The following is a 19,213-nucleotide window of genomic DNA, read 5'->3' as shown; positions in this document are numbered from 1 at the left end:
TACCCATAAAAAGCGCGTCGCCGCAGGTTACTCATGCTTAACTAAAGGAGCCAGTTCTTTCGCCATCAGCTCGGCGATAAAGGGCTGCGCATCGGGGTTCGGGTGGATGCCGTCCTGCTGCATCCATTCAGGTTTCAGATAAACCTGCTCCATAAAAAAGGGCACCAGAGGAATGTTGTACTGCTGTGCCAGTCTGGGATAGATCCCGCTGAACGCTTCCGTATAACGCCGCCCGTAATTGGCGGGCAGACGCACCTGCATCAGCAGCGGCTCGGCGTTCGCCGCCTTTACGTCGTCGATGATTTTACGCAGATCCTGCTCGATAGCCTGCGGCGGAAAACCGCGCAGGCCGTCGTTACCGCCCAGTTCGATTAACACCCACTGCGGCTGATGCTGTTTTAATAGCGCCGGCAGGCGAGCAAGACCCTGCGCAGCGGTGTCGCCGCTGATGCTGGCGTTGACCACTTTGGGCTGCTGCTGCCAGCTGTTGTTCAGCAGGCTCGGCCAGGCGGCGTTGGCCGACATGCGATAGCCGGCGCTCAGGCTGTCGCCTAACACTAACAGGGTGTTCGCAACGGCCAGATGCGATGCCAGCAGAAGAACAAAAAACAGGAAAGAGTAATGCCAGCGGAAAACATTCTTGAAGTTCATCATCTTACAAAGTCCGTCGGTCAGGGGGAACACCAGTTGTCCATCCTTACCGGAGTTGACTTCATTGTCAAACGGGCCGAAACCATCGCGCTGATCGGCGAGTCCGGCTCCGGCAAATCGACGCTGCTGGGCATTCTGGCGGGCCTCGACGACGGCAGCAGCGGCGAGGTCAGGCTGCTGGGACAGCCGCTGCACCAGCTCGACGAAGAGCAGCGCGCCGCGCTGCGGGCGACGCAGGTCGGCTTTGTTTTTCAGTCTTTTATGCTGGTACCCACGCTGAACGCGCTGGAGAACGTGCAGCTGCCCGCGCTGCTGCGCGGCGAGAGCGACCGCCGAAGCCGCGAGCAGGCGCGCGAGCTATTAACCCAGCTGGGGCTGGGCGAGCGCCTGACGCATCTGCCCGCGCAGCTCTCCGGCGGCGAACAGCAGCGCGTGGCGCTGGCGCGCGCCTTTAGCGGGCAGCCCGGCCTGCTGTTCGCCGATGAGCCTACCGGCAATCTGGACCGGAAAACCGGCGACCGCATCGCCGATCTGCTTTTCTCGCTCAACCGCGACTACGCCACCACGCTGATTCTGGTGACGCATGACGAACAGCTGGCGGCGCGCTGCGACCGCCGCCTGCGGCTGCGCGACGGCAAAGTGTGGGAGGAGCGATGATCTGGCGCTGGTTCTGGCGCGAGTGGCGCTCGCCCTCGCTGCTGATTGTCTGGGTGGCGCTGACGCTGTCGGTGGCCTGCGTGCTGGCGCTGGGCGCCATCGGCGACCGCATGGAGAAAGGGCTCAGCCAGCAGAGCCGCGACTTTATGGCGGGCGACCGCACGCTGCGCAGCAGCGCGGCGGTGCCGGACGCCTGGCTGGCGAAAGCGCGGGAAGAGGGGTTAAGCGTCAGCGGGCAGCTCAGCTTTATGACCATGACTTTCGCCGGCGAGACGCCGCAGCTGGCGGCGGTCAAGGCGGTCGATAACCGCTATCCGATGTTCGGCGATCTGCAGACCGATCCGCCGGGCCTGAAACCCGCACCCGGCACGGCGCTGGCTGCGCCGCGGCTGATGGCGCTGCTTAACCTCAAGGTGGGCGACAGGCTGGATGTCGGCGACGCCAGCCTGCGCATCGCGGGCGAGGTGATTCAGGAGCCGGACGGCGGCTTTAATCCCTTTCAGATGGCGCCGCGCCTGCTAATCAACCTCGACGACGCGCAGAAGACCGGCGCGATCCAGCCGGGCAGCCGCCTGACCTGGCGTTATAAATTCGCCGGCGAGCCGCAGCAGCTGGCGCGCTACGATCGCTGGATCCAGCCGCAGCTGAAGGCGGATCAGCGCTGGATCAGCGTAGAGAATTCCGAAGACGCGCTGGGGCGATCGATGCAGCGCGCGCAGCAGTTTTTGCTGCTCTCCGCCTTGCTGACCCTGATGCTGGCCATCGCCGCCGTGGCGGTGGCGATGAGCCATTACTGCCGCAGCCGTTACGATCTGGTGGCGGTGCTGAAAACGCTAGGGGCGACGCGGGGCGCGCTGCGTCGGCTTATCGTCGGCCAGTGGCTGGCGGTGCTGCTGCTGGCGGCGCTGTGCGGCGGAGCGCTCGGCCTGGGCGTCGAGGCGCTGCTGATGCAGATGCTGAAGCCGGTGCTGCCCGCGACCCTGCCGCCCGCCAGCGGCTGGCCGTGGCTCTGGGCGATCGGCTCGCTGTTCGCGATCTCGCTGCTGGTAGGGCTGCGCCCCTATCGACTGCTGCTGGCGACCCAGCCGCTGCGCGTGCTGCGTCGCGACGCGGTGGCCGACATCTGGCCGCTGAAGCGCTATATCCCGGCGATGGGCGTGGTGGTGATTGCGCTGCTGGCGCTGCTGGTGGGCGGCAGCAAGATGCTGTGGGCGCTGCTGGCGGGCGTGGCGGCGCTGGCGGGCGTGCTGGCGCTGCTGGGCTGGGGCACGCTGTTGCTGCTGCGGCGGCTGGTGGTGCGCAGCCTGGCGCTGCGGCTGGCGATCAACCGTCTGCTGCGTCAGCCGGGCATGACGCTGAGCCAGCTGGCGGCGTTTTCGCTCTCTTTTATGCTGCTGGCGCTGCTGCTGATGATGCGCGGCGATCTGCTGGACCGCTGGCAGCAGCAGCTGCCGCCGGACAGCCCAAACTATTTTCTGCTCAATATGACCGAGGATCAGGTGCCGCAGGTGCGCGCTTTCCTCGCCTCACATCAGGTTAAGCCGGAAACCTTCTATCCCGTGGCGCGGGCGCGTCTGACCGATCTAAACAGCAAAGAGGCCGATCCGAAGCTGGATAATGCCCTGAACCGCGAGCTGAACCTGACGTGGATGGGCGAGCGGCCCGATCACAATCCGCTGACGGCGGGCAGCTGGCCGCCGCAGCCGGGCGAAGTGTCGATGGAGGCGGAACTCGCCGGCCGTCTGGGGGTGAAGCTGGGCGATACGCTGACCTTTACCGGCGATACCCAGACCTTTAGCGCAAAAATTACCAGCCTGCGCAAGGTCGACTGGGAGAGCCTGCGGCCTAACTTCTTTTTTATCTTTCCGCCCGGCGCGCTGGATGCGCAGCCGCAGACCTGGCTGACCAGCTTCAGGCTGAATAACGATCCGGCGCTGCTGGCGCAGCTAAACCGCGCCTTTCCGACGCTGAGCCTGCTCGATATCGGCAGTATTATGCGGCAGATCGGCCTGGTGCTGACGCAGGTGAGTCAGGCGCTGGAGATTATGGTGGTGCTGGTGACCTTCTGCGGCGTGCTGCTGCTGCTGGCGCAGATTCAGGTCGGGATGCATCAGCGGCGCCAGGAGCTGGTGGTTTGCCGCACGCTGGGCGCCAGCAAAAGATTGCTGCGTGGGACGCTGTGGTGCGAGTTCGCGCTGCTCGGGGTGGTCTCTGGCGTGGCGGCGGCGCTGGGGGCGGAAGCGGCGCTCTGGGCGCTGCAGCGCAAAATCTTCGACTTCCCGTGGCAGCCTGACTGGACGCTGTGGCTGGCGCTGCCGCTGGGCGGCGCGCTGCTGCTCTCGCTGTGCGGCGGCTGGCTGGGGGGGCGGCTGCTGCGCGGCAAGGCGCTGTTCCGGCACGCGGAGTCGGCATAAAAAAAGCGGGCCTGGGGCCCGCTTGTAGGCTTTAGCGCTGGCTAATCAGAACTTCGCGACGGCCCAGGCGATGCCGCTGGCGTACTCCGGCGGCAGCATCGGCGCCAGCGCCGCTAGCGCCGCGGTCAGCCGTGCGCTGTCGCTGTCGGTCAGGTTGAGGTGCCCGACCTTGCGGCCCGGGCGCACCTCTTTGTCATACCAGTGCAAATGCACCAGCGGCTGCTGCAGCCAGTCGCTGTTCAGCGCGGTGCCGATCAGATTGACCATCACTGACGGCGCGAACACCACCGGCTGCGGCAGCGCCAGGCCCAGCACGGCGCGCAGATGCAGCTCGAACTGGCTGATAGAGGCGCCGTTCTGCGTCCAGTGCCCGCTGTTGTGCACGCGCGGCGCCAGCTCGTTAATCAGCAGCCCTTCCGGCGTGACGAAGCACTCCATAGCCATCACGCCGACATAGTTCAGCTCCTGCATAATGGCGCCGAGCATCGCTTCCGCCTGCGCCTGCTGCGCGGCGTCCGCCTGCGGGAAGGCGAGGCTGGTGCGCAGAATGCCCTCCTGATGCAGGTTGTGGGTCAGCGGGTAGAACACGGTGCGGCCATCCTGACCGCGCGCGCCCACCAGCGACACCTCGCCGGAAAAATTAATGCCCTGTTCGACGATGCACTCGCCGTAGCACTCATCCGGCAGCGTATCGGTTTCATCCGCACGCAGCCGCCACTGGCCGCGGCCGTCATAGCCGCCGGTGCGGCGCTTGACGATCGCCAGCTCGCCCAGCGAGGCGAACACCTGCGGCCATTCGCTTTTGTCGGCCAGCAGCTGCCAGGGCGCGGTGGCGAGATGCAGCTGATCGAGCAGCTGCTTCTGCGTCAGACGATCCGCCAGACGCGGAAAAATATCGCGGTTCACAAAGGCGGGATGCACCGCCAGCTCGCGCGTCAGCGCGGTTTCCGGCCAGCGCTCGATTTCGGCAGTGATCACGCTCTGCGCAATCGGCAGGGCGTCCGGTTCGGCGTCGAGGCCGACCGGGTAGACGGCGATGCCCAGCGGCTCGCCCGCCTGGCGCAGCATACGGCCCAGCTGACCGTTGCCCAGTACGCAAACCGGCTTCATGCGTCCTCCCGCGGATCCGGGTTATTCAGCACCTCGTCGGTCTGCGCCTGGCGCCAGTCGCCGAGGCGCGTGGCCAGCGCCGCGTCGTGGATCGCCAGGATCTGCGCCGCCAGCAGCGCGGCGTTGGCCGCGCCCGCTTTGCCGATCGCCAGAGTGCCGACCGGAATACCGCGCGGCATCTGCACGATAGAGTAGAGGCTGTCGACGCCGCTCAGCGCTGCGCTCTGCACCGGCACGCCCAGCACCGGCACCAGGGTTTTCGCCGCCAGCATGCCCGGCAGATGCGCCGCGCCGCCCGCGCCCGCGATAATCACCTGATAGCCATTATCGGCGGCCGTTTCGGCGAAGCTGAACAGCTTGTCCGGGGTGCGGTGCGCGGAGACCACTTCAACGTGGAAGGGCACGTCCAGGCTGGTGAGAATTTCCGCAGCGAACTGCATGGTGGACCAGTCACTTCTGGAGCCCATTACAATAGCAATGCGGGCCGGGGCGGCGTTGGATGACATGCGGTCAACTCCTGTGAATAAACAAACGAACCTGGCCGGTCGGGCAGGTAAAGAAGGGCACAGAGAATAGCATGAGAAAGGCGGAAGGAAAACGGTTGCGTCGCTGCCTTTCCGGCACGTTGAGCGCCGTTTTAAAAGTCGAATTCGATAAGGCTGATGCCGCTGGCATCGAGCTGGATCATCGAGCCGCGCTCGTGCCACGCGCCTAACACTGCGCGCTCGGCAGGCTCTCCCTGCAACCTGAAGCGATGGATCGCCGGACGATGAGTGTGGCCGTGGATCATCAGGCGCGTCTGCTGGCGCAGCATCGCCGCCTCAACCGCATCGGCGTTGACGTCCATAATGGTGAGCGACTTATGCTGGTTCGCCTGTTTGCTGCCGTCGCGCATGCGCGCGGCGATGCGCTGGCGAATAAACAGCGGCAGGGCGAGAAAGAGACGTTGCAGCCAGCGCTGATGCACTTTGGCGCGAAAGCGCTGATAGCCCGCATCGTCGGTGCAGAGCGTATCGCCGTGCAGGATCAGCACGCGATGGCCGTAGCAGGTCAGCACCTGCTCTTCCGGCAGCAGCGTCATACCGCTGGCGCGGCCGTAAGCCTTGCCGAGCAGGAAATCGCGGTTGCCGTGAATAAAGTAGACCGGTACCGGCAGCGCGCGCAGCGCGTCGGCGACCTGCTGGTGCAGCGGGTTGGGATCGTCATCGCCGATCCAGGCTTCAAACAGATCGCCAAGGATATAAAGCGCGTCGCAGCGCGGCGCTTCACGCGCCAGAAAACGCAGAAAACCGGCGGTGATCGCCGGTTCTTCCTGACACAGATGCAAATCTGCGATAAACAGGGTGCGCGACATTACTCGCTGACGGTAACTTTCTGGATGACGACGTCATCTTTCGGTACGTCCTGGTGCATGCCGCTGCGGCCGGTAGAAACCGCTTTGATTTTGTCGACCACGTCCATGCCTTCCACAACTTCTGCGAACACGCAATAACCCCAGCCCTGCAGGCTTTCGTCGCGGAAGTTCAGGAAGTCGTTGTCGGCAACGTTGATAAAGAACTGCGCGGTAGCGGAATGCGGAGCGGAGGTGCGCGCCATCGCCAGGGTGCCGCGGGTGTTTTTCAGGCCGTTGTTCGCTTCGTTGCGAATTTCAGCTTTGGTCTCTTTCTGCTTCATGCCCGGCTCAAAACCGCCGCCCTGGATCATAAAGCCGTTGATAACACGATGGAAAATGGTGTTGTCGTAAAAACCTTCACGGCAGTATTCGAGGAAGTTTTGCACGGTAGCGGGGGCTTTATCGTCGAAGGTTTTAATTACGATGTCGCCGTGGTTGGTCTGGAAAGTAACCATCATTCTCGTCCTGTAAAGGTTGTCGTCAGCTGTCTGGCCGCCGCAAAGCGCGCTGGCCATTTTTGTCGACGCCTCTTATATCATAAATTCCAATGACGCGTCAGCACGCCCGCGGCGCTCTCGGCACGCTGCCGTCGCGCAAGCGCGAAAAATACGGCACAATAACTGAATAACCTGATAAAAATGTTTACCGCACTCGTCTAAACGGAACTGTTCAATGCTAAAGATTTATAACACCCTGAGTCGACAGAAAGAGGAATTCAAACCTATCCATGCTGGTGAAATCGGCATGTACGTGTGCGGTATCACGGTGTACGACCTCTGTCATATCGGCCATGGGCGCACCTTCGTGGCGTTCGACGTGGTTGCCCGCTACCTGCGCTACAGCGGCTATCGTCTGAACTACGTGCGCAACATTACCGATATCGACGATAAGATCATTCGACGCGCCAATGAAAACGGCGAAAGCATCGAAACCCTCACCAACCGCATGATTGGCGAGATGCACAAGGATTTCGCCGCGCTGGGCATTCTGCCGCCGGATCAGGAGCCGCGCGCCACGCGCCACATTGCCGAGATTATCGAGCTGGTGGAGCGTCTAATCGAACGAGGCCACGCCTATGTCGCCGACAACGGCGACGTGATGTTCGACGTGCCGAGCGATGCCGATTACGGCGCGCTGTCGCGTCAGGATCTGGAGCAGCTGCAGGCGGGCGCGCGCGTGGAAGTGGCCGAAGTGAAGCGCAATCCGATGGATTTCGTGCTGTGGAAAATGTCGAAAGCGGACGAGCCCGCCTGGCCTTCACCCTGGGGCAACGGCCGTCCCGGCTGGCATATCGAGTGCTCGGCGATGAACTGCAAACAGCTCGGCGCGCACTTCGACATTCACGGCGGCGGCTCGGATCTGATGTTCCCGCACCATGAAAACGAGATCGCCCAGTCGACCTGCGCCCATGACGGCCCCTACGTTAACTACTGGATGCATTCCGGCATGGTGATGGTGGATCGCGAGAAGATGTCGAAATCGCTCGGCAACTTCTTCACCGTGCGCGACGTGCTGCAGCACTATGACGCTGAAACGGTGCGCTACTTCCTGATGTCGGGCCACTACCGCAGCCAGCTTAACTACGGTGAAGAGAACCTTAACCAGGCGCGCGCGGCGCTGGAGCGCCTCTATACCGCGCTGCGCCACACCGATCGCAACGTCGCGCCGGCGGGCGGCGAAGAGTTTGACGCGCGCTTCCGCGCGGCGATGGACGACGACTTCAACACGCCGGAAGCTTACTCGGTGCTGTTCGATATGGCGCGCGAGGTCAATCGTCTGAAAGGCGAAAACAACGACGCGGCCAGTGCGCTGGCGGCGAAGCTGCGCGAGATCGCCAACGTGCTGGGCATTCTGCAACAGGATCCCGAGCTGTTCCTGCAGAGCGGCGCGCAGGCCAACGCCGACGACGTCGCCGAGATTGAGCGCTGGGTGCAGGCCCGCGCCGACGCGCGCAGAGAGAAAAACTGGGCGCAGGCCGATATCGCACGCGACAAGCTCAACGAGCTGGGCGTGATTGTGGAAGACGGGCCGCAGGGCTCGACCTGGCGTCGTAAGTAACACCGGAAAGGGCGCTCAGGCGCCCTTTTTTATGCCTTAGCGGATAGCCTGTGCCTGCTGCTAAGGCTGGCTTTTGCGGCATCGCGGGTGGACGAGTACGGTGTTCAGAATGTAGCAGGACGAGACGCGTATGGCAGAGGAGTAGGGCGAGGCGGGACGCCTGGCCTTGACGCCAGACTCCCGCTTGTCGCCGCCGTCAGGCGGTAACGGTGATGCGCTGTCCGGCGAACGCGACGGTCTGTCCGGCAACAATTTTGCAGCGCTTGCGGGTTTCCACCGCGCCGTCAACCGTTACTTCGCCGTCGGCGATAACGATTTTCGCCTGCGCGCCGCTCTCTACCCAGCCTTCCAGCTTCAGCAGATCGCACAGGTCGACGTGTGGGTGTTTACCCAGGCTAAAAGTCGCCATTATGCTTCCTCTTTGTCGTGATAAGTTTCGCACGCGTGCAGCGTGTTTTCGATCAGCGTGGCAACGGTCATCGGACCTACGCCGCCCGGCACCGGCGTGATGTACGACGCGCGCGCCGAGGCCGCGTCGAAATCGACGTCGCCGACCACTTTGCCGCTCTCCAGTCGGTTGATGCCGACATCGATTACCACCGCGCCCGGTTTAATCCAGTCGCCGGGAATAAAGCCCGGCTTGCCGACGGCGACCACCAGCAGATCGGCATGCTCGACGTGGTGACGCAGATCTTTAGTGAAGCGGTGAGTCACGGTGGTGGTGCAGCCCGCCAGCAGCAGCTCCATGCTCATCGGACGGCCCACGATATTAGAGGCGCCGACCACCACGGCGTTCAGGCCGTAGGTGTCGATATTGTAGCGCTCCAGCAGCGTCACGATGCCGCGCGGCGTGCAGGGACGCAGCGTCGGCGCGCGCTGGCAGAGACGGCCGACGTTGTAGGGATGGAAGCCGTCGACGTCTTTATCGGGCGTGATGCGTTCCAGTACTTTGACGTTGTCGATGCCGGCCGGCAGCGGCAGCTGCACCAGGATGCCGTCAATCTCCCGATCGTCATTGAGATCGTCAATCAGCTGCAGCAGATCGGCTTCGCTGGTGGTCGCCGGCAGATCGTAAGAGCGCGACACGAAGCCGACCTCTTCGCAGGCGCGGCGTTTGCTGCCAACATAGATCTGCGAAGCGGGGTTTTCACCCACCAGCACGACCGCGAGACCCGGCGCGCGTTTACCGGCCGCCAGGCGCTGCTTTACTTTTTCCGCAACCTCAAGGCGCACCTGCTGCGCAATCGTTTTACCGTCAATAATTTTTGCTGCCATCAGAGAGGAAATCCACTGTGTTGTGTTGAATCGGGGAAAGGCGCCTATTCTGTCAGAAGCGCGGCGCGCTGTCAGGTTCTGAATCGCCGCCCGTTGTCTGATTCTTCGGCATACGCATTGCGGCAGCGGCCAAAATCGTTGACTCGTTGAGGTCTCGCCGTATAATCCTCGCCATCCCCGTGCGCCCTTAGCTCAGCTGGATAGAGCACCGGCCTTCTAAGCCGTAGGTCACAGGTTCGAATCCTGTAGGGCGTGCCATTTTCTCTTCTTTCACTCCTTCGTGAATGCTTCAAAATATATAAAAAAGAAATCGGCGTCTGATGCGGGTTTGTCGATATGCCGTCCCTCTATGGCGACACGTCGTTGTAAAGAGTGCGGCTCGACATACGGTTATTCCCTGGCGGGTCGTTGTATTACTCTACAGCGACCATCAGTGTGCAGAGGTTATTTTTTCCAGAAGCTGCGCTGTGTTTAAACTTTCGGCCATAGCAACGAGTAAAGCCCTCACGAAGAGGGCAAAGTACTTTTTAATTTTAAACTTACCCTGGTGAGGCTATTACAGTTAACGTCACTTTTATTATTTACTTTAGGGCGGAAGAGGGCTTTCTATGTTTTAATCTCTTGAAGCCGATATTTCGGCGCATACTTTGTTTGCAAATGAACAGGACGCCTGTTCTGCTATTCGAAGAGTAAAGAAAAAGATTCCGGGGTCGAAACGGCCTGTCATTATCGCTTTAAGCGAAGCGCATAAATGCCATGGGCAGATTCAAATTCACTCTATTCATTTCCTGTTTCTGACGTCTGGGGAAGCGGAGAGTAGGCGCACGTTATTTCTTTTTTATGGTTATCTTTGCACAGGCAATAGTTAGAACCCTTAATGTTCTGCCTCTAATTTTTAGCGGGAAAAAAGTGATCGTTGTCAATTTTAATGCAGATGGATGAGCTATGTCGCAAAATTAATATAAATTTTATGGCTGCTTTCCCGATAAAGCAGATATCCAGCAGGGCTTTTCGCCACTGGGAAAACTGCCAAACAGGGGCTGCATCAATGAAAGTCATGAAAATTTTCCCAAATTTAAAAATAGGCGGCAAACTAACGCTGGGTTTTGCATTAGTTATCTTCGCCTCTGTCATCATTGCGCTGCTTGCGTTCCGCTGTTTTTTTAGCATTCAGGAAAACTCGGCTAAACGTGACATTATCGTGAATATGGCCAATACGCTTAGTGACGCCAGGCTCAATCGGACGCTGTTTCAATATACCAGGGATAAAAGGTATTTTGAGCTTAACGGGATGGCGATGAATAAGCTGACCGTATTGAAAGATAATCTGGAAGAGCACGTATGGTCTGCCGAAGGCACGGCAAAAGTCATTCGGCTCGAACAAAATCTGAAACAGTATCAGGATAAACGAGCGAGCTTTCTTGCCGCGACGAACAACACCGACAGCGCGTTAACAGAACTCACCGCGATGGCCTTTCCTTCATTCGCAGAGCAGCTCAGCTCACGTGTCTCTTTTGTATCATCTGAAACAGCGGCGGCGCTTTTTGCACTGAAATCGAAAATTGATTCTCTTTCTTTGACATTACGAGATTATCTGACAAAGCCAGATGAAGCGTTGTTGAATACCCTTATCAGACAATTTGATGAGATTCAGTCGCTCATGGCAACGGCTGGCACCTCTGATGATGCTTTACTCAGCGAGTTATTGACAGCCCTACAACAGAAAAGCGCAGCCATGCCCGATCTGTTGCAAAAATATCTACAGCAGGCACATTTAGAAAAACTGGCTTCAGACGAGATGACCGGGGCCGCAGTTACGCTGAATAAAACGATGACAGATTTAACGCTTTATCAGTCAGAAATGGCCGGCAGGTATATTCAGACGGCACTCTGGCAGATTGGTTTTACCACTATCGCCTGCATTGTGCTTAGCCTTCTGGTTGCATGGCAGATGACCCGCAGTATCACTCGGCCCCTTAAAGAAACCCTCTCTTCCGCGCAACGTATTGCGGAAGGCGATTTGACGTCGGAAATAGCCAGCACGCGCTCTGATGAGCTTGGGCAGCTAATGACAGCGGTCAACACCATGAATCTGAGCCTTCGCACCATCATTTCGCGCGTGCGTGACGGCGTAAACGGCGTGGCGCGTGCATCCTCGGAAATTGCCGCAGGCAATATCGATTTGTCATCGCGAACAGAGCAGCAATCCGCAGCCGTCGTTGAAACCGCAGCCAGTATGGAAGAGCTGACTTCGACGGTAAAACAGAATGCCGAAAACGCGCATCATGCCAGCCGGCTGGCAACGGAGGCTTCGCATAATGCCGGGCGGGGCGGAGAAATCATCAGGGACGTCATTACCACGATGGGCGGCATCAGCCAGAGTTCTGGAAAAATCGGCGAGATAATCACCGTGATAAACGGCATAGCCTTTCAAACCAATATTCTCGCACTGAACGCGGCTGTTGAGGCGGCCCGGGCGGGAGAACAGGGCCGTGGATTCGCAGTGGTTGCCGGCGAGGTGAGGAGTCTGGCACAGCGGAGTTCTCTGGCTGCAAAAGAGATTGAAACGTTAATCCGGGAATCACTGGAGCGGGTCAACGGCGGGACTGAACTGGTTAATCGCGCCGGGGATACGATGCAAGATATCGTCCGATCCGTTTCGCAGGTCAGGGATATCATGGGCGAGATCGCCGCGGCATCGGATGAGCAGAACCGAGGAATTACCCAGATTGCTCAGGCGATGACGGAAATGGATACCACGACACAGCAGAATGCAGCGCTGGTGGAGGAGTCTTCAGCTGCGGCCAGCAGTCTTGAAGAGCAGGCGCTTGGGCTGGAAAAAACCGTCTCCGTCTTTCGGCTGCCGTCATCCACGCCGACGATGCATCAGAAAGTGCCGGATAACAGAACCAGTCATAAGGTGCCGGCATCCGCTACGTCTGCTGAGAATGACTGGGTAACCTTTTGATTGATCATTGCCCCTCGGGAAGAGGGGCGCAGAACGGCAATACTGCCCAGGGAATGCCCATTATTCACTCAGCAACGCTTAAAAGCTGCTTAACCAAATAGCGTAAATCCTCTTTCGCTTGCTGATAGCCCGCTGCTGTGGGGTTTACGCTAAGAATATCGGCATAGCCATTCACCGCGCCGCCTATCATGCGGGCGGTGCGCGCCACATCGACCTGCCGGTAAAGTCCCTGGCTTAGGCCCGTCTCAATCAGCGCTTCTAAAAGGCTAAACCATCTGTACATGTTGCTCATGGCCAAATCGGCATAGGCCGGATCGTGCTGGGCCTGCGTCCAGACCGCATTGTACAGCTGCCAGTCCGCATCCTGGGTGGCAGGCAAACTGGTGATAAAAGCATCAAGCGCGGCATCAGGCGCGAAACCGGCAATAGTCTCTTTAAAAGCATCAAGATCGGCCTGCATGAAACGCTCAACCGCCTCCAGCCTGAGCGAACGCCAGTCGCGGAAATAGTGATAGATATGGCTACGCGAGATACCGACATGCTCGGTAAGCTCCCGGGTTGTCACGTTATCGATGCCTTTATCGATAAAAAGCGCTATCGCTCCGTCGAGGATTTTAGTCCGAAGGTTTTCTGCTGGCATAGGTTCGATATTTCCCTGCATTGACATTGAGCAACTGCTCAAATAGACTCGCTTCAGTCTTGAGCAACCGCTCAAGAACATCTTAATCAGAAGTTAAACATGCAAATATTCAAAACGCCAGCAGCACCTGCGCCTGCTCGCAGCGCCCTCCAGACGCTGAAAATGTTAGGTCGCCGGCATCGTAAAAAACTGCTGCTCACTTTTTTGCTGGTCATTGCCGAGAACGTCATGTATCTGCTCTACCCGCTGCTGGCGGGATTTGCCATCAACGCCATGCTTTCGGGACGGGCGCTACACGCTATGTTATATGCGGGCATGGTATTTATCATGTGGGCGATTGGCGCCGCGCGCCGCAGCGTAGATACCCGCACTTTTGCCCGTATTTACGCCGAGCTGGCGGTACCGGTGATCCTGACGCAGCGCAGCGAAAATCAGGGCGCATCGACTATTGCGGCGCGCGTCACGCTGTCGCGCGAATTCGTCGATTTTTTCGAGAAGCATCTGCCGGTGCTTATCACTTCCGTCGCGTCGATTACGGGAGCCGCTGTGATGCTACTGGCTATTGAGTTCTGGACCGGCATCGCCTGCATCGCCATCCTGGTTTTCTTTGGCGGCTTTCTGCCCGGCTTTACGCGTAAAAACGAAGCGCTGTTTGTGCGTCTGAATAACCGGCTGGAAAAAGAGGTGGGCTTTGTCAGCACCGCCACAGCGCCTGCGCTGACGAAGCATTACGGCGTGCTGGCCGGCTTGCGTATCCGCCTTTCCGATCGTGAAGCCATGGGATATCTGGCCATTGGGGGCGTGACTGCGCTGCTGTTCGCCATGACCATTATCTACATGACGCTAAACGGCGTTCGCGACGCCGGACATATCTATTCGGTGATGACCTATATGTGGATGTTCGCCATGAGCCTGGATGACGGCCCGCAGCTGCTGGAAAAGTACTGCCAGCTCAAAGATATCGGCCGCCGCGTCAACACCGGGCACATCTGAGCCAGACGCAAGAATGACCTCCTGCCGCTTAACCACCGGATATACCGATGCCGCAATTCTTTATTGAAAGGCCTGTTTTTGCCTGGGTTATCGCCCTGTTTATTGTCCTGGCAGGCCTCATTGCCATTCCGCAGCTGCCTGTGGCGCAGTATCCGTCGGTGGCGCCGCCGAGCGTCAGCATTACGGTAACCTATCCGGGCGCCACGCCGGAAACCATGAATGAGTCGGTTATCTCGCTGATCGAAAGAGAGATCTCCAGCGTCGACGACATGCTCTACTTCGAGTCTTCAAGCGATACCTCTGGCACGGCCAGCATCACGGTGACCTTTAAACCCGGCACGGACATCAGGCTCGCTCAGGTTGATGTGCAGAACAAAATCAAGGTGGTTGAACCGCGTCTGCCGCAAACCGTCCGCCAGAACGGGCTGAACGTAGAGGCGGCCAACTCAGGCTTTCTGATGATTGTCGGGCTGCGTTCGCCCACGGGGCAGTACAGCGAGCAGGACCTGAGCGACTATTTTGCGCGTAACGTTTCTGAGGAGCTGCGGCGCGTGCCGGGCGTCGGCAAAGTTCAGCTGTTCGGCGCGGAGAAAGCGATGCGCATATGGCTGGATCCAATCAAACTGTTCAACTATAAGCTGTCGGTCAGCGACGTCACTACCGCCCTGAGCCAGCAAAACGCACAGGTCTCGCCCGGCAGAATCGGCGATGAACCGGCGCAGCCCGGACAATCCGTTACTTACCCGCTCACGGTGCGCGGACAGCTCAGTTCGGTGGAGGATTTCCGCAACATTACGCTTAAGGCGCTGAGTAACGGCTCGCGCGTCCGGCTGACTGACGTGGCGCGCGTGGAGCAGGGGCTGCAAAGCTACGCGTTCGCTATTCGCGAAAATGGACACGCCGCCACGGCCGCAGCGATTCAGCTGATGCCCGGCGCCAATGCCGTCAGCACCGCTGAAGGCGTGCGTTCACGACTGAATGAGCTTTCAACGGTGCTGCCGCAGGGTATGGCGTTCTCGGTGCCGTTTGATACCGCGCCTTTTGTGAAGCTCTCGATTGAGAAAGTCATACACACCTTTATTGAAGCCATGGTGCTGGTTTTCCTGGTGATGCTGCTGTTTCTGCAAAATCTGCGCTACACCTTTATTCCGGCGATTGTTGCGCCGGTGGCGCTGCTCGGCACCTTTACCGTGATGCTGGTGAGCGGTTTTTCCATTAATGTGCTGACCATGTTCGGCATGGTGCTGGCCATCGGCATCATCGTGGACGATGCGATTGTGGTGGTGGAGAGCGTTGAGCGCCTGATGGCGGAAAAAGGTCTGTCGCCGAAAGAGGCGACACGTGAGGCGATGCGCGAGATCACGCCGGCGATTATCGGCATTACGCTGGTGCTGACCGCGGTGTTTATCCCAATGGGGTTCGCTACCGGCTCGGTCGGCGTCATCTATCGCCAGTTCACGCTCTCCATGGCCGTTTCCATTCTGTTCTCAGCTTTCCTTGCGCTGACCATGACTCCCGCGCTGTGCGCTTCGCTGCTGAAGCCGATTGCGCAGCACGGCGAGGAGAAGAGGGGCTTTGCAGGCTGGTTTAACCGCCGCTTCAATGCCCTGACGGCCCGCTATGAGCGAGGATTGCACGCCACGCTGCGCCGCAGCGGCCGCGTCATGCTGATTTACGCGACGCTGTGCGCGATGATTTTTGCCGCCTGGTCGGCGCTGCCTTCATCGTTTATTCCCGATGAGGATCAGGGCTACTTTATGACGTCGATCCAGCTGCCGTCAGACGCCACGCAGGAAAGAACCCGCTATGTGGTCGATCGGCTTGAAAAAGCGATTATGGAAAGGCCCGGCATTGCCAGCAATATCTCTATTTTCGGCTTTGGTTTTTCCGGCTCCGGCCCGAACACCGCAATGGCCTTTACCACGCTGAAGGACTGGGGAGAACGCCAGGGCGCAACCGCGGATGGCGAAGCGGAATTTGTTCAGACCACAATGAGCAACGACGCTGCCGCCACGGTAATGAGCCTGATGCCGCCTGCCATCTCCGACATGGGGACGTCATCAGGTTTTAACCTTTACCTCGAGGATCGCGCCGGTCACGGCTATGCCGCCTTGTTGCAGGCGGCCACAGCGCTGACGGAAAAGGCCAACCAGAGCGGCGTAGTGAGAGATGTCTACATTGAGGGGTTGCCCGAGGGCGTAAGCGCCGCGCTTGAGGTGGACAGGGAAAAAGCGCAGGCGATGGGCGTCAGCTTTGACGACATTAATCAGATGCTGTCAGCCGCCATCGGCTCAAATTACGTGAATGACTACGTGGATAACGGGCGTGTGCAGCAGGTTATTGTGCAGGCGGATTCCGCCTACCGCATGCAGCTGGCGGATTTACTCAAGCTCTACGTCAGGAATGCTTCGGGCGAGATGGTACCGCTGTCGGCCTTTGTCACGGCAACCTGGTCGCAGTCGCCGCAGCAGCTCAATCGTTATCAGGGCTATCCCGCCATTAAAATCGCTGGCAGCCCCGGCGACGGTTACGCCAGCGGCGCGGCGATGGCTGAGATGAATAAACTCGCGGCATCATTGCCGACAGGCTATTTCGCCGAGTGGACCGGCGCCTCGCTGCAGGAGCGCAGCACGGCGGCGCAAATGCCCTTGCTGATAGCCTTATCCGTGCTTGTTGTCTTCCTGGTGCTTGCCGCGCTGTATGAGAGCTGGTCCGTGCCGCTTTCAGTCATCCTTGTCGTTCCGCTGGGTATGGCTGGCGCGCTGCTGGCGGTGTTTATCGCGGGGATGTCTAATGACGTTTTTTTCAAGGTCGGCATGATTACGCTCATCGGACTTTCCACCAAAAACGCCATCCTGATCGTAGAGTTTGCCCGGCAGCTTTATGCGCAGGGTAAACCGCTAGCTGAGGCCGCCAGAGAGGCCGCCCGGTTACGCCTGCGCCCCATTATCATGACGTCGCTGGCTTTTACCCTTGGCGTGGTGCCGCTGATGCTGGCGAGCGGCGCCAGTAAAAGCACCCAGAATGCCATTGGCACAGGCGTTTTTGGCGGGATGATCAGCGGCACGCTGCTGGCCATCTTCTTCGTGCCGGCGTTTTTTGTCATTGTTACTTCTGGAGTGCAAAGGCTGAGTCGCGCGCTAAAAAGAGTTAATAAAGCCTGATGAACGGCTCAGGGCAGTTATTGCTGCCCTGAGATTACTCTTTACTTAAAAATGCACGGAACGTCCGCTTGATTGCCGTCGCGAACCTTCAGGAAGTGAGTTTCAGGCACTTTAAAAGTGACGCCAGCGAGTCGACAGGTCCGGAGTGGCATTGATGCGAACGCGTCTTATCCCAGGGCATGGCATCATCAGTACAGAAGTCTCCTGCGCATTGCATTTCAAGCCGGTCATCCAGTAGGCCAACGGGAATCCAGACATAAGGCTCGCCGCGTAAGGGGTTAGGCACCGTCGAGCCGCACAGGCTGCAAAAATCTGTCCGGTAGCCTGTCGGCTTTGACCATGAAACAATGCCGTTCTCGCCGTTAATCCACCGGAATCCTGCGCTTTTTACCAGCGTGGCAAGATTGTAGCCGACGCCGCTCTGCTTTCTGCAAAGCGAGCAATGGCAACGATAAAACAGGGCAGGCTTTTCAGCTAGTTCAAATACGACTGTTCCACATAAACACGATCCATTCATTTCAAAACCATCCTGGCACAGCCATATAAACTGCAACAGACAATAGCGGCTGCAGCAGTACTGCATCGGTAATTGCCTGACGGAGGAAGAGTCGCACGATGACAGGATACGCAAGGGTATCCTGCCGACATCCACATTTCAGATGTTATTTTTTTACTGGCCAACCTCAGTTAAGGCTTAAGGATAACCTTTGTCCATCCTTCGTCGCGATCGTCAAAATGTTTATATCCCGTAGGCGCCTCTTCAAGCGAAAGGCGGTGTGAGATGATGTCGCCCGGGCTGGCTTTTCCCTGATGGATTAGACGGGCCAGTTGACGGTTATAGGCTTTGACGTTTGCCTGCCCGGTACGTATTGCCTGTCCTTTAAACCAAAAGCTTCCGAAATCAAAAGGCATTTTACCTTGTTTGGCGAGGTCTGATGCCGCTCCCGGATCCTGAGGAATAAATACGCCAACTACACCAATTCCCCCTGTTGCTTTGGTTGACGCCACAAGACTGTTCATCGTAATCGAATTGTCTTCATGGCCATGTTTGTTACAGCACTGGTAGCCCACACACTCACAGCCGCAATCGGTGCCACGTCCGTCCGTCAGGTCGAGAATTCTTTGTACGGCTTCATCGCCGGTCGCATTGATGGCCGTCGCCCCCATTTTCTCTGCCAGAGTCAAACGGTCTTTGTGTGTATCCACCACAAACACCTGTGAAGCACCTTTTATGATGGCTGAATGGGCAGCCATCAGGCCCACCGGCCCCGCGCCGTAAATCGCTACGCTTTCGCCTGGCTTTAATCCTGCGAGTTCTGTTGCGTGCCAACCGGTAGGAAAGATGTCAGAGAGCATCACATAATCATCTTCTTTTTCTACTGCGTCAGGCGGGAGCACGAGGCAGTTAAAGTCCGCGAAGGGGACCCGAAGCAGCTCCGCCTGACCGCCTTCCCAGGCACCCATTTCAGCAAACCCATAAGCTGCGCCCGCGGTCCCCGGATTGGCAGTAAGGCAGAAGCCCGTCAAACCTTTCTCACAATTCTCGCAAAAACCGCATCCGATGTTGAACGGCAGACAGACGTAGTCTCCGACCTTGACGCGCTCAACCCCTGAGCCAATTTCAACCACCTCGCCCAGGTTTTCGTGCCCTAAAATACGGCCCTGCTCAAAGCTGGTCCGGCCCTCATACATGTGCAAATCAGAGCCACAGATGTTGGTGGTGGTAATGCGGACAAGGACATCTGTGGGGCGGACGATTTTCGCATCCGGCACCTCTTTTACTTTTACATCATAGGGACCGTTGTAAATAACTGCTTTCATGATCTTCTCCTGCTTGCGTCCGGAAAGGAACGGCTGCCCGGCCGAGTGAGTGTCGACTAAGCTTAGCTG

The 19,213-nt window shown here is 58.6% G+C and carries 16 protein-coding genes and 1 tRNA gene; 7 read left to right on the top strand and 10 right to left on the bottom strand.

Annotated features, from left to right (window positions below):
* Positions 1–27: 27 nt before the first annotated feature.
* Entirely contained in the window at positions 28–654 is a 627-nt protein-coding gene (gene tesA / locus B3229_RS09975; RefSeq protein ID WP_048784534.1) for a multifunctional acyl-CoA thioesterase I/protease I/lysophospholipase L1, read from the bottom strand.
* On the opposite strand from tesA, the gene ybbA reads away from it, so the two are divergent.
* Together ybbA and ybbP are read left to right on the top strand one after the other, a co-directional pair.
* On the top strand, positions 622–1,308 hold the full coding sequence (gene ybbA, locus B3229_RS09970) for a putative ABC transporter ATP-binding protein YbbA (RefSeq protein ID WP_286870494.1): 687 nt from the start codon (positions 622–624) through the stop codon (positions 1,306–1,308). The genes tesA and ybbA overlap by 33 nt on opposite strands.
* Complete coding sequence (gene ybbP, locus B3229_RS09965; RefSeq protein ID WP_286870493.1) at positions 1,305–3,722, top strand: putative ABC transporter permease subunit YbbP; 2,418 nt, start codon at positions 1,305–1,307, stop codon at positions 3,720–3,722. Before ybbA ends, ybbP begins: the two co-directional genes overlap by 4 nt.
* A 45-nt stretch (positions 3,723–3,767) precedes the next feature.
* Here the strand turns inward: ybbP and purK are convergent, their stop codons facing one another.
* From purK to ppiB, 4 genes are all read right to left on the bottom strand, one after another.
* Positions 3,768–4,832, bottom strand: coding sequence for a 5-(carboxyamino)imidazole ribonucleotide synthase (gene purK / locus B3229_RS09960; RefSeq protein ID WP_286870492.1), 1,065 nt, complete (start codon positions 4,830–4,832; stop codon positions 3,768–3,770).
* Positions 4,829–5,338, bottom strand: coding sequence for a 5-(carboxyamino)imidazole ribonucleotide mutase (gene purE / locus B3229_RS09955; protein WP_048781496.1), 510 nt, complete (start codon positions 5,336–5,338; stop codon positions 4,829–4,831). Before purE ends, purK begins: the two co-directional genes overlap by 4 nt.
* A 131-nt stretch (positions 5,339–5,469) precedes the next feature.
* Positions 5,470–6,186, bottom strand: coding sequence for a UDP-2,3-diacylglucosamine diphosphatase (lpxH, locus tag B3229_RS09950; RefSeq protein ID WP_286870491.1), 717 nt, complete (start codon positions 6,184–6,186; stop codon positions 5,470–5,472).
* Positions 6,186–6,680 carry a peptidylprolyl isomerase B gene (gene ppiB / locus B3229_RS09945; RefSeq protein WP_033752889.1) on the bottom strand — a complete coding sequence of 165 codons (495 nt, stop codon included), beginning with the start codon at positions 6,678–6,680 and terminating at the stop codon, positions 6,186–6,188. Before ppiB ends, lpxH begins: the two co-directional genes overlap by 1 nt.
* Positions 6,681–6,897: 217 nt before the next feature.
* Between ppiB and cysS the strand changes: the two genes are divergently transcribed.
* Positions 6,898–8,283, top strand: coding sequence for a cysteine--tRNA ligase (gene cysS / locus B3229_RS09940; protein ID WP_048781498.1), 1,386 nt, complete (start codon positions 6,898–6,900; stop codon positions 8,281–8,283).
* Positions 8,284–8,479: 196 nt separating this feature from the next.
* Here the strand turns inward: cysS and ybcJ are convergent, their stop codons facing one another.
* A complete protein-coding gene (gene ybcJ / locus B3229_RS09935) occupies positions 8,480–8,692 on the bottom strand; it encodes a ribosome-associated protein YbcJ (RefSeq protein WP_048781499.1) in 213 nt (70 codons plus the stop codon).
* Entirely contained in the window at positions 8,692–9,558 is an 867-nt protein-coding gene (folD, locus tag B3229_RS09930) for a bifunctional methylenetetrahydrofolate dehydrogenase/methenyltetrahydrofolate cyclohydrolase FolD (protein WP_048781500.1), read from the bottom strand. The genes ybcJ and folD overlap by 1 nt, the downstream gene beginning before the upstream one ends.
* A 181-nt stretch (positions 9,559–9,739) precedes the next feature.
* Between folD and B3229_RS09925 the strand changes: the two genes are divergently transcribed.
* A tRNA-Arg gene (locus B3229_RS09925) sits at positions 9,740–9,816 on the top strand.
* 790 nt (positions 9,817–10,606) lie between these two features.
* Positions 10,607–12,526 (top strand): methyl-accepting chemotaxis protein, encoded by a 1,920-nt coding sequence (locus tag B3229_RS09920; RefSeq protein ID WP_286870490.1) that lies wholly within the window; start codon positions 10,607–10,609, stop codon positions 12,524–12,526.
* Positions 12,527–12,590: 64 nt separating this feature from the next.
* Here B3229_RS09920 and B3229_RS09915 read toward each other — a convergent pair whose 3' ends face one another.
* Positions 12,591–13,166: a TetR/AcrR family transcriptional regulator gene (locus B3229_RS09915; protein ID WP_286870489.1), complete on the bottom strand. Its 576-nt coding sequence runs from the start codon at positions 13,164–13,166 to the stop codon at positions 12,591–12,593.
* A 99-nt stretch (positions 13,167–13,265) separates the two neighbouring features.
* Between B3229_RS09915 and B3229_RS09910 the strand changes: the two genes are divergently transcribed.
* Positions 13,266–14,159 carry an ABC transporter six-transmembrane domain-containing protein gene (locus B3229_RS09910; protein ID WP_286870488.1) on the top strand — a complete coding sequence of 298 codons (894 nt, stop codon included), beginning with the start codon at positions 13,266–13,268 and terminating at the stop codon, positions 14,157–14,159.
* Between the two features lie 47 nt (positions 14,160–14,206).
* Positions 14,207–17,323: a multidrug efflux RND transporter permease subunit gene (locus tag B3229_RS09905; RefSeq protein WP_286870487.1), complete on the top strand. Its 3,117-nt coding sequence runs from the start codon at positions 14,207–14,209 to the stop codon at positions 17,321–17,323.
* 88 nt (positions 17,324–17,411) lie between these two features.
* Here the strand turns inward: B3229_RS09905 and B3229_RS09900 are convergent, their stop codons facing one another.
* A complete protein-coding gene (locus B3229_RS09900) occupies positions 17,412–17,840 on the bottom strand; it encodes a GFA family protein (RefSeq protein ID WP_312060547.1) in 429 nt (142 codons plus the stop codon).
* Positions 17,841–18,010: 170 nt separating this feature from the next.
* Positions 18,011–19,144 carry a glutathione-independent formaldehyde dehydrogenase gene (locus tag B3229_RS09895; protein WP_286870485.1) on the bottom strand — a complete coding sequence of 378 codons (1,134 nt, stop codon included), beginning with the start codon at positions 19,142–19,144 and terminating at the stop codon, positions 18,011–18,013.
* Positions 19,145–19,213 lie beyond the last annotated feature (69 nt).

This window comes from Pantoea sp. UBA5035, assembly GCF_002415245.1.
Lineage (GTDB): Bacteria > Pseudomonadota > Gammaproteobacteria > Enterobacterales > Enterobacteriaceae > Pantoea > Pantoea septica.
This window is presented reverse-complemented; position numbering and strand designations above follow the sequence as displayed.

Coding starts and splice junctions, on each gene's coding strand:
- ybbA (WP_286870494.1), top strand. CDS start 622: ATGCCAGCGGAAAACATTCTTGAAGTTCATCATCTTACAAAGTCCGTC.
- tesA (WP_048784534.1), bottom strand. CDS start 654: ATGATGAACTTCAAGAATGTTTTCCGCTGGCATTACTCTTTCCTGTTT.
- ybbP (WP_286870493.1), top strand. CDS start 1,305: ATGATCTGGCGCTGGTTCTGGCGCGAGTGGCGCTCGCCCTCGCTGCTG.
- purK (WP_286870492.1), bottom strand. CDS start 4,832: ATGAAGCCGGTTTGCGTACTGGGCAACGGTCAGCTGGGCCGTATGCTG.
- purE (WP_048781496.1), bottom strand. CDS start 5,338: ATGTCATCCAACGCCGCCCCGGCCCGCATTGCTATTGTAATGGGCTCC.
- lpxH (WP_286870491.1), bottom strand. CDS start 6,186: ATGTCGCGCACCCTGTTTATCGCAGATTTGCATCTGTGTCAGGAAGAA.
- ppiB (WP_033752889.1), bottom strand. CDS start 6,680: ATGGTTACTTTCCAGACCAACCACGGCGACATCGTAATTAAAACCTTC.
- cysS (WP_048781498.1), top strand. CDS start 6,898: ATGCTAAAGATTTATAACACCCTGAGTCGACAGAAAGAGGAATTCAAA.
- ybcJ (WP_048781499.1), bottom strand. CDS start 8,692: ATGGCGACTTTTAGCCTGGGTAAACACCCACACGTCGACCTGTGCGAT.
- folD (WP_048781500.1), bottom strand. CDS start 9,558: ATGGCAGCAAAAATTATTGACGGTAAAACGATTGCGCAGCAGGTGCGC.
- B3229_RS09920 (WP_286870490.1), top strand. CDS start 10,607: ATGAAAGTCATGAAAATTTTCCCAAATTTAAAAATAGGCGGCAAACTA.
- B3229_RS09915 (WP_286870489.1), bottom strand. CDS start 13,166: ATGCCAGCAGAAAACCTTCGGACTAAAATCCTCGACGGAGCGATAGCG.
- B3229_RS09910 (WP_286870488.1), top strand. CDS start 13,266: ATGCAAATATTCAAAACGCCAGCAGCACCTGCGCCTGCTCGCAGCGCC.
- B3229_RS09905 (WP_286870487.1), top strand. CDS start 14,207: ATGCCGCAATTCTTTATTGAAAGGCCTGTTTTTGCCTGGGTTATCGCC.
- B3229_RS09900 (WP_312060547.1), bottom strand. CDS start 17,840: ATGAATGGATCGTGTTTATGTGGAACAGTCGTATTTGAACTAGCTGAA.
- B3229_RS09895 (WP_286870485.1), bottom strand. CDS start 19,144: ATGAAAGCAGTTATTTACAACGGTCCCTATGATGTAAAAGTAAAAGAG.